Annotated in this window: 16 protein-coding genes; 2 read left to right on the forward strand and 14 right to left on the reverse strand. The window is 33.8% G+C overall.

Annotated elements, in window-relative coordinates:
- Positions 1-64: 64 nt before the first annotated feature.
- Positions 65-778, reverse strand: coding sequence for a WxL domain-containing protein (locus V5E38_RS13685; RefSeq protein ID WP_499210401.1), 714 nt, complete (start codon positions 776-778; stop codon positions 65-67).
- A gap of 368 nt (positions 779-1146) precedes the next feature.
- Positions 1147-1986, reverse strand: coding sequence for an SAM hydrolase/SAM-dependent halogenase family protein (locus V5E38_RS13690; RefSeq protein ID WP_499210402.1), 840 nt, complete (start codon positions 1984-1986; stop codon positions 1147-1149).
- 695 nt (positions 1987-2681) lie between these two features.
- On the opposite strand from V5E38_RS13690, the gene V5E38_RS13695 reads away from it, so the two are divergent.
- Positions 2682-3116 carry a hypothetical protein gene (locus V5E38_RS13695; RefSeq protein WP_499210403.1) on the forward strand — a complete coding sequence of 145 codons (435 nt, stop codon included), beginning with the start codon at positions 2682-2684 and terminating at the stop codon, positions 3114-3116.
- A 110-nt stretch (positions 3117-3226) separates the two neighbouring features.
- On the opposite strand, the gene V5E38_RS13700 is transcribed toward V5E38_RS13695, so the two are convergent.
- From V5E38_RS13700 to V5E38_RS13740, 9 genes are all read right to left on the reverse strand, one after another.
- Positions 3227-3406 carry a tudor domain-containing protein gene (locus V5E38_RS13700; protein ID WP_025568179.1) on the reverse strand — a complete coding sequence of 60 codons (180 nt, stop codon included), beginning with the start codon at positions 3404-3406 and terminating at the stop codon, positions 3227-3229.
- Between the two features lie 5 nt (positions 3407-3411).
- Positions 3412-3708 (reverse strand): ferredoxin family protein, encoded by a 297-nt coding sequence (locus tag V5E38_RS13705; protein WP_025568180.1) that lies wholly within the window; start codon positions 3706-3708, stop codon positions 3412-3414.
- Entirely contained in the window at positions 3709-5004 is a 1296-nt protein-coding gene (locus tag V5E38_RS13710) for an FAD-dependent oxidoreductase (protein WP_499210404.1), read from the reverse strand.
- Positions 4988-6028, reverse strand: coding sequence for an electron transfer flavoprotein subunit alpha/FixB family protein (locus V5E38_RS13715; protein ID WP_499210405.1), 1041 nt, complete (start codon positions 6026-6028; stop codon positions 4988-4990). The genes V5E38_RS13710 and V5E38_RS13715 overlap by 17 nt, the downstream gene beginning before the upstream one ends.
- The gene (locus tag V5E38_RS13720; protein ID WP_025568183.1) at positions 6029-6856 is read right to left on the reverse strand and encodes an electron transfer flavoprotein subunit beta/FixA family protein; all 828 of its coding nucleotides are present in this window, start codon (positions 6854-6856) and stop codon (positions 6029-6031) included.
- 308 nt (positions 6857-7164) lie between these two features.
- The gene (locus tag V5E38_RS13725) at positions 7165-8028 is read right to left on the reverse strand and encodes a VOC family protein (RefSeq protein ID WP_499210406.1); all 864 of its coding nucleotides are present in this window, start codon (positions 8026-8028) and stop codon (positions 7165-7167) included.
- Entirely contained in the window at positions 8025-8384 is a 360-nt protein-coding gene (locus V5E38_RS13730) for a DoxX family protein (RefSeq protein ID WP_499210407.1), read from the reverse strand. The genes V5E38_RS13725 and V5E38_RS13730 overlap by 4 nt, the downstream gene beginning before the upstream one ends.
- A gap of 657 nt (positions 8385-9041) precedes the next feature.
- Positions 9042-9494 (reverse strand): RrF2 family transcriptional regulator, encoded by a 453-nt coding sequence (locus V5E38_RS13735; protein WP_084006921.1) that lies wholly within the window; start codon positions 9492-9494, stop codon positions 9042-9044.
- 169 nt (positions 9495-9663) lie between these two features.
- Entirely contained in the window at positions 9664-9867 is a 204-nt protein-coding gene (locus tag V5E38_RS13740) for an alpha/beta-type small acid-soluble spore protein (RefSeq protein WP_097974212.1), read from the reverse strand.
- 296 nt (positions 9868-10163) lie between these two features.
- Here V5E38_RS13740 and V5E38_RS13745 point away from each other — a divergent pair, with 296 nt between their 5' ends.
- Positions 10164-11198: an LLM class flavin-dependent oxidoreductase gene (locus V5E38_RS13745; RefSeq protein WP_286145503.1), complete on the forward strand. Its 1035-nt coding sequence runs from the start codon at positions 10164-10166 to the stop codon at positions 11196-11198.
- A 62-nt stretch (positions 11199-11260) separates the two neighbouring features.
- Here V5E38_RS13745 and V5E38_RS13750 read toward each other — a convergent pair whose 3' ends face one another.
- From V5E38_RS13750 to V5E38_RS13760, 3 genes are all read right to left on the reverse strand, one after another.
- Positions 11261-11713, reverse strand: a complete 453-nt coding sequence (locus tag V5E38_RS13750; RefSeq protein WP_499210408.1) for an SRPBCC family protein — start codon at positions 11711-11713, stop codon at positions 11261-11263.
- Positions 11714-11854: 141 nt separating this feature from the next.
- On the reverse strand, positions 11855-12283 hold the full coding sequence (locus V5E38_RS13755) for a DUF4395 domain-containing protein (RefSeq protein WP_499210409.1): 429 nt from the start codon (positions 12281-12283) through the stop codon (positions 11855-11857).
- 257 nt (positions 12284-12540) lie between these two features.
- Entirely contained in the window at positions 12541-13467 is a 927-nt protein-coding gene (locus V5E38_RS13760; protein WP_499210410.1) for a helix-turn-helix transcriptional regulator, read from the reverse strand.
- Positions 13468-13480 lie beyond the last annotated feature (13 nt).

Genomic DNA, 13480 nt, shown 5'->3' on the forward strand with positions numbered 1-13480 from the left:
AAGCCTAACAGAAATTTCCTATCAGGCGAATAAATATTGATTAAGCTTTTTTATGTAAATTCAATTATACACCTGGAGCATCTACTAGTGTCCAAGTAACAATTGCTTCATGATTACCTACTGTTGCTGAACCACCAGGAATTTTTAATGTAACATTATTATTTATTGCACCATCATTTACATCAGGATTTGGACCTAACCATCTTGTTAACCAAGTACCAAGTCCCGTACCAGTTTCAGCAGTAACAACTGAAGATTCAGTTAATCCATCTGTATTTAGAGTAATCGTTTGAGCAGGCGTTGGGCCAGTTCCACTACCTGGTGTTACAACTGAACCATTTTTAAAAGTAAGAACCGCTCCGGGTAGTGATTCTTTTTTACCGTCTGTAAACTTACTAGCTTTCGCTGTCACTTTCCACCCTGCACCAGTACCTCGGCGGTCAGAAACTTGGATAAAAGGCTTTTTAGATGTAGAAGAATAAACCTTATCACTAGTTGAAACTTCATTCGAACCAAATTGAACTGAAGAAACAAAGTCTAAAGTTAAAGCACCTGTCTCACCAGTAGGAGGATCTGTTGGATCAGTAGGACCAATTGGCTCTAACGGAGTTGATGGATCAGTTGGATCTACAGGTGTTACTGGACCAGAACCTTCTGTAAAATTAATAACTGCTTTTGAATTTGCTTGAGACGTAACAGCTGCAAATGATGTATTTGCCGCTCCTACAAGTGTTGAAAAACTTACTACTCCAATTGCTACAATCTTAGAAACTTTCATTCAATCAAAACCCCTTACAAAAAATTCTTCATATAAAGATGCTTTCAAAAAAGGACTAAACATCTATCTAGAAGTTACAGCCAATTATAGTAAAGGAAAATAGAATTGTCTGTGAATAATTTGTGAAAGTGTTCACTAATTTTTTACTTTTAACATTACAAATCCCCTAAATATAAGGAATTTAATAGAGTCAAAAATGAATATTTTGTGAAGCAACTGACTTAGTTTTATTATTTTTAATTCGAAATTTCTAACTTCCCGATTAAAATCCACTAAAAAAAAGGAAGCCTACTTAAAAATAAGTAAACTTCCGAGTTAAAATTATATTGAAAAATTACTGAAATTTTGGAATAAGGAAAGATATTTCCCTACTTACTTTTAAGTGTTATTTCCCATTCTATACCTGTATCAATTCCGTATTCATCAGTAAACGATCCTTGATTTACAGCAACTGCCATTTGATCTAGACTGTTTGCATATAAGATTGGTTCTCCAATGGCTACATCAGCAAATGATTTTCCATATTTTACGGCTTCTTTGTATACTTTTCTTCCTTGGTGTGTAATTAGTACTTCGGCAAAGTCCCCATGAGAAACGCCTTGTTTGAGAAAATCTGATCGACCAATATTCGTCCAAATACTACCATAGCGAACATCAAGTATATCAATTGTTCCTGTTATCGAATTGTTTTCACTCTGACATTCTTTAATTGGTAATTTTATGTATGAATCTGAATCTACTTCTGGACCAATATTTTCGAAATCGATTATTCCAGAAGCTAATCTTGCACCTGTAAAAGCAAAAATATCTCTCCCATGAAAAGTATAGGATTCACTTGAATTTGGTAGTCTATTAATTTCTTCGTCAATGACTCTTAATTGGTTGATTCCATATATTTTGCCAACATGTGTTAATGTTCCGTTATCAGGTGTTATAATGAAGTGATTCGTATTTGTGCGAGCCACTATACTTCTACGATCCGAGCCTACACCTGGGTCTACAACTGAAACAAATACTGTTCCAACTGGCCAGTAATTCATTGTTTGTACAAGTCGGTAAGAAGCTTCCCATATATTGTATTGAGGTATATCATGGGTCAAGTCGTAAATCTTTATATCTTGATTTACACTACAAGAAACACCATACATAGCGCTAACTGCTCCATCTAGTAATCCAAAATCTGACTGAAACACTAATGCATTTCCCATCTAAACACCCCTAGTTGTTTGAATATTTAAAATTAAATATAAATTCAATCTATTATTTAGTCAATGATATTATTCTTATTTTATTGAATGAATTTAATTATAGCTTTGATTTTTTTTATTATTACGTTGGAATTGTATAGTTTTGGTAAATTCTAATTCTTTTAACCTTAATGTCTGTTTCGACTTCAAAATAAAAAAGATATAGTTGTTAGAGACTATATCAATTAATTAGCATTTGAAAGTATATAATTTTGAAATGCTGGCACATAAACATTTATTATTACCTTTAGTGTCCCCTAGGTTTATGTAAAAATGTATTCTAAATTAAAAGATACAATTTGGGGGAACTTTTTCATTTAAGTGGACATGTGATAAGTAAAATTTTCTTTTATTTTAATAGAAATCTTCCTATTAAATGTTAGAGTGGACGAACTGTACGAATGTCTTGAAGATAAGATCATATAATGGATGCCATATAGGTTCTGCATTGTATATCCCCCTCCATTTTTTAACTCCCTTACAATAACAACTAAAGCACTAAAAAAAGAATTGGCTATATATAGGAAAATAGCACCCACTATTTCATCAGATGGAATTTCCCTATACTTTAGTAACACTCCAATTAACTTTAAAAAGGGAATTTAGTCCTCTATAACGAATAGTTATTATGTGGAAAAATATAGGGAGGCTGACTATTGTACACTTTTATTGAATTTTTATGTCTTATAGGAATCCTATTCTTTATTATTAAGGGGATTATCTCTTTCTTTAAAATGAACGGAAAATCTTTAAAGAATTTTATTATTGCTGGAGCCTTATTTTTTTTATTTATTTTTACCTCTATTGCAGATCCTTCAAATGAAGTAGAACATAAAGAAGCAACAGAAAAAGACAAAAGTATTAAGCCAACCAAAGTAATTTATAAAACTGAACACTCTAAACTAGATACTGTTCAAAAAGAAAAAACAAAAATATTTAAACCTAAAAACAGTAGGAACCTAATTCAATCCTGTAAGAATAGAGTAGGATGTAAAACGAAATCTGATAAAGCACCTATCCAAGAACCGAAAAAAGTAAAAATAGAAAAAGGAACATATAGAATTGTTTTTATGGTATTCGGGTTGATGTAGTAGTATATAGCTTTTGACGTGCTTTAATATGTAATTGGGGGCTATATGGGAGGTTGTTTTACCTCTCATATAGCCCCCATTTTTATATCGATTCTTTTAAAAAAGGTGAATTATTTTGGAGTGAAGAGTTGAATTAATTCTGCGCAACTAATTTTCCTTAGTAGATCGAAACTTGCCCAACTACAAACACGATCCTCCCAAGCTACTAAGCAATGATTATCTTTAGTTTCCATAACCGTTCCCACAGCACCATCTAAGCTAAACATAACATAGTTGCCTATCGAGAACATTCCCATCACCCCAATCTAAATATAATTCCGTGCCCACCTTTCGGATATTCCCATTTAATATTTTGATGAGGACAGCCTATTCTACAGCTTCCACATTCATGACATCCCTCGTATCCAACATGCATTCGAATATTTTCCCATTTATAAACTTCAGCTGGACAAAATATCGTACAGATTTTATCAGGACATTTTGTCATACAAATATCGGAATCTAGTACAGTTAAGTGCGATTTTGTATCAGCATTAAAACGAACGAGATACTGCTTTTCTTCGATTGTACTTTCTTTTTTTGTCTCACTCATTTATTTCATCACCTTCCATGCTTTGTATACATCTTTCGCAAGCTTAAGTTTAGCTTTTGCTCCTCCTATATTACTCATAATATTCTTTTGTTTTTCCCATTTAGATTTACCATCTACTGTAAACATTTGGCTGGCAGATTTATTTAATAGTGGAATATATTGCTCGAAATATTGAGGGAATTTTTCAAAATGATGTGTTGCATCTTTATATTTTTTCAAATCCTGTCCTACGAAGCTATTTAGTAATTTATCAGCGTACGGATTTAAAGCAACTTCAGAGTAGTTATCAATCGCTTTTGCTTCGATAATGGTCTCTGCTGCTAATCTTCCAGATGTCATTGCCATATTTGATCCTTCACGGTGAATTGCGTTTACTAATTGTGCTGCATCACCAATTACTAATACTCCGTTTCCTACCAATTTAGGAATTGATTTGTACCCACCTTCTGGAATTAAATGAGCAAGGTATTCTTGTGGTTCGCTTCCTTGAATATACGGTCTAATCATCGGATGATTCTTAACGTATTCTAGTAATTCATAAGGTTTCAATTTGTTTTCAATCATTCCTGATAATAATGTACCGACCCCAATACTAAGAGAATCTTTATTTGTATATAAAAATCCTGTGCCAACTATGCCTTTTGTCGCATCTCCAAATAGCTCGATTGCTACACCTTGGTTACCTTCAAGACCGAATCGATCTTGAATTATTTTACTATCTAGCTTTAAAATTTCCATTGTAGCTAAAGCAACTTCATCTGGTCGCCATTCTTTATGGAAACCTAAAGATTTTCCTAAAAGTGAATTTACGCCATCAGCAAGTACTACCACATCGGCATATATATCACCATCTGGTCGATCCGTTCTTACCCCAACTACCATATCGTTTTCAACAATACACTCGAGAACAACAGTTTCATTGATTAATAATGCACCTTGTTCTACTGCTTTTTGAGCAAACCATTGATCAAACTTTGAGCGAAGAACCGTAAAATTATTATAAGGTTCTTCAGCAAATTCAAGACCTTTATATCCAAAGGTTGTAGCGGATTGTTTATCAAGCATCATAACTCGTTGCTCTACAATCACACGTTCAATTGGTGCATCCTTCCAAAATTCAGGTATAACGTCCTCCATCATTTTACGATACAATACGCCACCCATAACATTTTTTGAACCAGGATATTCTCCTCTTTCAATAAGGACAACATTAACACCATTTTTTGCGAGTTCGTATGCACATGAAATTCCTGCTGGGCCTGCTCCAACGACAATTACATCAAATTTTTCCGGCATGATCGTGATTTTCCTCCTTTAAAGAAAAACTTTCTTGGAATTGGTTAATCAGCATTGGTACAATTTCAAATGCGTCTCCTACGATGCCATAATGACAAGATTGAAAAATTGCCGCATTCGGATCTTTATTGATTGCAATAATGAGACCTGAATTTTGCATCCCAACAATATGTTGTATTGCGCCAGATATCCCAATTGCAAAATAAATTTTTGGTGTAACCGTTAAGCCAGTCTGACCAACTTGATGATGATGTTCAACCCAGCCAGCTTCAACTACATCACGACTTGCTCCAACAGCCGCTCCAATCGATTCTGCAAACATATGAATCAACTGAAATCCGTCTTTACTACCTAATCCTTTACCACCAGCGACGATAAGATCTGCTTCGTCAATGCGAACTTTCTTAGTTGTTGCACGTACAATCTCTAATACTTTTGTACGAATATCTTCTTCTTTTAAATCAATTTCCTCTTCAATCACAACACCCTCAGCACCAGGAATAGGAGTGAGCGCTTTCATTACCTTCGGACGAACTGTAGCCATTTGAGGTCTATATTTCTTACAAAGAATAGTTGCCATTATATTTCCACCAAATGCAGGTCGACTAGCTAATAATAGTCCTGTATCTTCTTCAACATCTAATACAGTTGTATCGGCTGTTAACCCTGTAGGTAAGTCAGTTGCAACTGCACTAGCTAAATCCTTCCCTTTAGAAGTTGCACCATACAATAAGATTTCGGGCTTATATTTGTTACAACATTCCAGTACTGCTTTCATATAAGACTCCGTACGATAATCTTTAAAAATTGGATCATCATATACATAAACGATGTCAGCACCGTATTCAAATAACGTAGGGGCCAATGATTTCACATTTTCACCAATTAATAATCCTGCTAATTCGCAACCACGTTTTTCAGCTAATTCTTTACCAGCTCCAAGCAATTCAAGTGACACGGGTGCTATGACTTTATCGTTTTCTTCAATAAACACCCAAATACCTTTGTACTCTGAGAAATCCATTTATACCCCTCCTTTCACTTCAAATAACTCTTTCTTCTCATTTAAAATCTTCATCAGTTCATTTACTTTTTCTAGTGAAGTTCCTTCAAAAACCGTTCCACCTTTAGCCTTCGGTGGAGCCCATACTTTCGATACAATTGTTGGTGAACCTTTCAGACCTAATTGTTTAATATCAATATCTTCTAAATCCTTCACTGCCCAGATGGTCGGGTTATACCTGGCAGCCTTTATCATATTTGTAAGTGATGAATAAGGAACTTCATTGATTTCCTTCTCAACTGCAAATAAACAAGGTAAACTCGTTTTAATCACTTCATGGCCATCTTCTATTTTTCGATGAACAATTGCATAACCTTCATCTTTATTAATTTCTTGAACCTTCTTAACTGATGTTAACGGTGGTATATCTAAACGACGTGCAATACCTGGTCCAACTTGTCCAGTATCACCGTCAATTGTCATCTTTCCACAAATGATTAAATCAATCGCTTGAATTTGTCCTATTTTCTCAATCGCCTTCGTCAAAGCATAACTTGTCGCTAAAGTATCTGCCCCTGCAAATGCACGGTCTGAAATCATATACCCTTCATCTGCACCGATTTCTATACATTTTCTGATAGCTTTTACAGCAGGTGGTGGCCCCATGGTAATAACCGAAACTGTTCCACCATATTTATTCTTAATTCGAACAGCTTCCTCAACAGCATGAGCATCATACGGATTTAATATTGCTGGAGCACTTGCTCGGTCCATCGTATTCGTTTTAGGATTCATCTTAATGATCTTCGTATCAGGCACTTGTTTTATACAAACCACAATATGTAACACTTTTTCACTCTCCCTTTTTCTTCCCGTCTCCCATAGTTAGTAAATGTACATGTTGTTCAAATATATTATTTTTATTGAAGAAATATGATAGAAAGCAACTAAAAAATAGAAACGAAAAAAAAGAGACATTCACAACATTGTAGTTGAAAATGTCTCTTTAGACTGCCTGCCAAACGCTCGCTTTCTTCGTTGCTTCGCCTGCCTGCGCGGTGCTCATTACCGTCTAAGGTAACTCCGCTCCTCACCAGACTTCACGCTTGGAAAGACAAGCGCTTGCAATCAGTCTGATACTCATATTTTTTGTATTTTTATTTTTCATTACCAACTAATAGTTGGATTGTTATGCCTGAAGGGTCCTTCGTAAATGTAACGCCATTTTCTTCAAAAACAAAAGCTCCCATATTCTTTAAACGATTTACTACCACCGATTTTTCTTCTTCACTCGGATATAACAACGTAAAATTCTTTAATCCTGCACTTCTATCAGAAGGCGCAACTCCTCCTGCGCTATGCCAAGTATTTAAACCGATGTGATGATGATAACGTCCAGTTGAAATAAATAATGCCTGGCTTCCATATTTCGTTACAACATCAAATCCAAGCCCTTCACAATAAAACTTCTCTGTGCTATTTAAATCAGATACTTGTAAATGGATATGCCCCATAATTGTTCCTTTTGGTAGTCCAGTAAAAGCTTCATTCTCAGCAAGTGCCAAAAGCCCATCTACATCTAATCGTTTACTATCCATAACGACATACTCATTATGCCATTGCCAATTCTCTGATGGACGATCTGTATAAATTTCAATACCATTCATATCTGGATCCGCTAAATAGATTGCTTCACTGACTAAATGATCCGAACCACCTTGAAGTGGATTTCTAGTTTCAATCAGATGTTTAAGCACGATACCTAAATCTTTTCGAGTAGGTACTAATAAAGCAAAATGATACAATCCTGTATTTTGCTCATTTCTAGGTGTAACATTGGCTGGCTGCTCTAATTTAATTAAAACATTTACTCCATCCGCTGTTAAACTGGCATTTGTAGTTGAATGGTCCAAAACATTTAAACCGATAACCTCTTGGTAAAACGCTAATGAACGCTCTAAATTTGCAACTTTTAATTCAACTGTTGGAGCATAAACTTTTGGCTTTTGATGAAAATTCATTTTAATTTACCTCCTCTAGAAAATAGTACAATTAATGTTAACACTAACAGAACGAATGGAGCCATTGCAACACCCATGCCTTGACCCGCATGTAAATGAGTAAATACAGCGCCTACCATAATAATTGCTAATCCAACTGAAGAAAGCTTACCTATTATCAACTTCCAATAACCAACTAATAAACCAATTGCACCTAACACCTCAAACGAACCAATCGTATACATCATCCCTTTTGAATAACCATAAACCTCTTTAAAATCATGTAACATCTGAGTATTGCCACTTAATTTTACAAATCCAGACATTAGAAATGCAATAATTAAAATCCCTTGAATAATTCGAGTAAACCATTTCATTTAAAAAATCTCTCCCTTTTGTTTTTTACTGAACTTAAATTAAGTACAGTTAATTTTAGAATATTATACTGAAACCTTACTGTTCTTAGATTAAAAACAGTAAAACTTAAAAAAATAGTGTGGTTTATACTTGTTGGTTACTTTTTGTAAGTGCATTTGATTTAAGTAAAGTATATGCGATAACTGTTCTCATTTCAAGTGCATTTTTTTATTTATGTTTAACTATTCTCTCAAGGTTAGAATTTTGAGGCTTGTTGAAACATTTCTGCTAAAAGAGATCGTAACTCTATCCAATCGATCCCCATTAGGCTATAAAAATAATTGTTGATTGAACTTTATACCTAAAGGTACAACTGTTTGATAAATAAGATTTAATATTTTAAAACTGTCTAGATCTACTCCTTCTTTCAATTGATTTTTAACATGGATAATTACGATATCATCAATGCTTTCAAACCTAGGTTTTCGGGGAGAGATATTATTAGCTTTACAAAGCCTTTTTAATAAATTTTGATAATAATCCAGATTTGACTATTTTATTTGCACCTCACTCGTTATTCGAAGACATGACAGCTTATATGAATCACCCCGGTTTTTATATATAGTCCTCTATCCTAAATAAAATAAAAATATCGTACATCCAAATGTACGATATTTTCAAAGTGATTCGATCGTTTTATGACTGGCACGTCTTACAAAATCCGCCAAAGTATAGTTACATAAAAAGCCAAGTAAGTGCTCTTCTGCTTCAATTGCAAAGTCTGAGAATACGTTGTTCATTACACGTCCACTAGTACAGTCAGATGTGGATTCAATTAGTGCGGTTGATAGAGGTTCTGTCATTTGTAGGGCAATGTAGACTTGTTTTAAGGTAATTTCCTCAGGTGACTTAGCTAATAAATAGCCGCCATCTCGTCCCTCTCTTGCTTCTACTATTTTTTCTTTTACGAGGGGAGCCATGATCCTTCTCATAAATGAAACACCTGATCTAATATGTTTTGCGATTGCTTTACTTGGTGTAACCCCTTCTGTTGTTGCTAGTAAAACTAATGCCTGAATAGCAAATCCGAACCACTTAGGTGTAACGGAATTTTTACAACTTGACATCATTTATCACCATCCAGTGATATTATTATCCTCCGTTTTTGTTTCCCTTGCAAGTATATAGTAGTTTTAGTCTTGTTTAAATGTAAGTAGATACCAATTTACTGGATGGATCTAGTTGTTTTTAGACAATAAAAAAAGGATAGAAACTTTGCTTTCCATCCTCATTTTTTATTTAACGAGAGTATCCGCCTAGGCTTTGTTCTGCCATTTGAACTAGACGCTTCGTAATTTCTCCACCAACTGAACCGTTAGCGCGTGAAGTTGTGTCTGGTCCTAAATGCACTCCAAATTCAGAAGCTATTTCGAACTTCATTTGCTCAATTGCTGAACTTGCATTTGGTGAAGCATATTGATTTGAAGATCTTCTGTTTGCCATGTTGTTGACTCCTTTATCTTTTGGATGCTCTGATGTTGTTTATCAGATTAAAGATAGTATGATTCTAAAAATTTATTCTATACATTTATTTACAAATTTTTTTCTTTTTACCAATAATACTTCTTGTTACCATATGAAGTTTACCTGTATAAATATTTCCAAGTTCAAAAGCTTGTATTATGTCTTAAGATTTTCTATAATCTTAGCATACTGTATATAATTAAAACACAGTTTATCAAATGAAAACATCTCGTTATTTCCATATATTGAAAATTGTTTTTTAGGAGGAAAATTTTATGATGAATAATCGTTTCCAAGATAAAGTTGCTAAGAATTTAAGTGAAATACCTTTATCTGTATTAGACTTAGCACCAGTTGTTGAAGGAAGCACTCCTGCAGATGCGTTTAAAAATAGTCTTGATTTAGCACAGCATGCAGAAAAATGGGGATATCACCGTTACTGGTTTGCCGAACATCATAATATGCCAGCAGTTGCAAGTTCAGCTACCTCAGTTGTAATTGGACATATTGCAAGTGGAACATCAACGATTCGAGTTGGTTCTGGAGGCATCATGTTACCAAATCATGCCCCATTAGTCATAGCAGAACAATTTGGTACTTTAGAATCACTACATCCAGGTCGAATTGATCTCGGATTAGGTCGTGCCCCTGGTAGTGATATGTCAACAACTAGAGCGTTACGAAGAGATTTACGCAGCCACGAAGACTTTCCTGCTCAATTAGAAGAATTACGTAATTACTTTAATCCGCCAGGTGGAATTGGAAGTTTAACAGTTCAAGCTGTACCTGGTGAAGGTTTAAATATACCAATTTGGTTACTAGGATCAAGTGGCTTTAGTGCTCAGTTAGCTGCTGAATTAGGTTTACCATTTGCATTTGCAGCGCATTTCGCACCAGACTATACAGTCCAAGCAATGCAGTTGTATCACAATAACTTTAAACCATCTGAAGTATTAGATGAACCTTATGCAATGATTGGCTTAAATGTTGTCGTTGCTGACACAGATCAAGAAGCAAAAAGACTTTTCACAACACAGCAACAATCATTTTTAAACTTAGTGCGTGGTGGCAAACCAGCTCTTTTAAAACCACCAGTTGACGATATGGATGAAATTTGGAGTCCATTTGAAAAAGAAACACTTGAAAATCAAATGAAACTATCTGCTATTGGTACAATCGAAACCGTTACTGAAAAACTACAAGCAGTATTAAATATAACAAAAGCTGATGAGATTATGGTAAATGGTTCTGTTTTCGATCATGCAGCGCGTTTATATTCATATGAATTATTAAGTAAAGTATCAAAATAAATAAAAAAAGGAGAGTTTTAGATGCTCTCCTTTTTTTTGTATAGAAGCTTTTATTAATCGTTCTACTTTAAAGCTTCTTGTTCAACTCTTTCTAAAAATTCATGTACAGCTTTTAAATTATTCCCCTTTGGATTAGCTAGCTTTAACATTGCTCGTCCGATAAAATTCACTCCAGCATTCGTGCCTTCATAAATAAATTTTGTATGTGTATCATCGATTTTTTCTAATATAAATGTCAGATTCGTTTCAAATGCATTCGCTAAAACAAAATGGATTTGCTTTTTTTTATATGATTCAGTGTCTTCGTATGCTAAAGTTTCAACAATATAAGATTCAACACGTTTTCCTTCTCTATAACTTTGCTGATGCTTTGCACCTACTTCGTTTTCGTTTTTATCGATTAAATTATGCTCTTCAACCTTTGGCATTATTTTCTTAATATTTTTATCTAAAAATAGACTCCATACTTTTTCGATATTTGTATTAATAACAATATCTTCTTTCCATTTAATCATTATTTCTATTCTTCCTTCCTGAAGCAATCTGTTTATCTATTTCGCACAATTTCAAATACTAGTCCTATTATACCGAAATATGTTTTCATATCATAAAAAAAGTCCTCTCATTTAATGAGAAGACTCTGATTTTTATTTAATTTACCTTAAGCTTTTTCGGTATTTATATTGGTTCCATTGAAAATGAATATAGCATCCAATGCAAAATCCATTGATTGCGATAAACGATGCTAATGCGACCATTATTGAAAACACATAAAATAATACGTTCCAACCAACTATTGCACCAAGAAATGCTAGGGATAAGCAAGTTACTGCAATTGTTTGATTAAAATTTTGTTGTCCTTTATCCTCTTGTGGATAGCTCGATGGTTTCTTTTTTAAAAAACGTTTAGCAAATTTTATGATTGGATGGAAATCAAAAAGTAATCCACTAAGTCCACTTATTAAAGGAATGAGTAGTAGCCAGTATTGTCCAGTGACCCAAGTTAATATAACAGAAATAAAGATCGTCCATTGATTTGTACGAACTAAAGGTAATGGAATTGTATTTATTTTTGAATTAGACATACATAAAACCAACCTTTCGTATCGGAATAATTAAGTATAATCATAATATGATTTCAAAAACAATACAATCAATAAAATCTGAAAAAGTAAAATTATTATTAAACAAATGGCTCTAATAAAATTAAATGTTGATTTTTGAACTAAAAAAGGTTGTCTAATTTGACGACCTTTAGGAACTCTTATTCGACTAAAGCATTTCGTTCTTTAACCCTGTTCTTTTTCAATTTTGTATGCCTTAAGTTTATCAAACACGTCGATTATATATTTTCAAGAATATCTCTATAATACTGTCGTAAAGTTTCCTTTAAATTAGTAGGCTCTATGATTTTTACTGTTTGTCCTAATCTGGCAAGATATTTAATGATAAAGCCAAGTTCATTTGGCTCATACGTACCAATAATATATGAATTTTCCAACTCGTAGATTAATTCCATGGATGGATAATGTTCCTGTTGAAATAATTCTATTCCTGCTTGATTAATCAACCATTTAAATTGTATTGCATTTTCTGACGGCTTCCAAAGTGAATGCGAATTTTGCTTAGTAATTTCTTTTAATTCCTCCAAAGGTTGAATGGTTGTTATTTCAGCTGAAGAGATACGATCACAACGAAAAACACGGTAAGCCGTTTTATCCATATCATATGCTTGACAATACCAATAACCCTTCATTACGTATATAGCAATCGGGTGAATAGTACGAAAGCTGTTTTGATATGTTATTTTTAATACAATATTTTGAACAGCTGCCATTAATAATATTTCTAAATGTATGCTTTCTTTGTTTTGTACAGTATGTTGAAAGGATACACGATTTTGCATCCGCTCTATTTCTTGTTTTTGCCATTCCGACAGTACATTTATGAACTTTTCATGAATTGTACGATAGGATACTTGAAAAGGTAAATTTGAAAAGCTTCGAAGTGACTGCATTGCAAAGTAAAGAGCAAGGATTTCTTGATTATTAAAATAAATAGGTGGAAGCTTCATTTGATTAAGTAAGCGATATCCCCCATAACGACCATATTCTGCGTAAATTGGAGCTCCTATTTCTTCTAAGGAAGCTACATCTCTAAGTGCTGTCCTTTTTGAAATCTGAAATTCCTGCATCAAATCTTGAAGTGTAAAATGCTGTTTTTGATTGATGAATCGAAGTATTTGATTTATTCGTTCTGATTTTTTCATAAACACCTCTTAA

The organism is Rossellomorea sp. GAMAL-10_SWC (assembly GCF_049568075.1).
In the GTDB taxonomy this organism is placed as follows: domain Bacteria; phylum Bacillota; class Bacilli; order Bacillales; family Bacillaceae_G; genus Gottfriedia.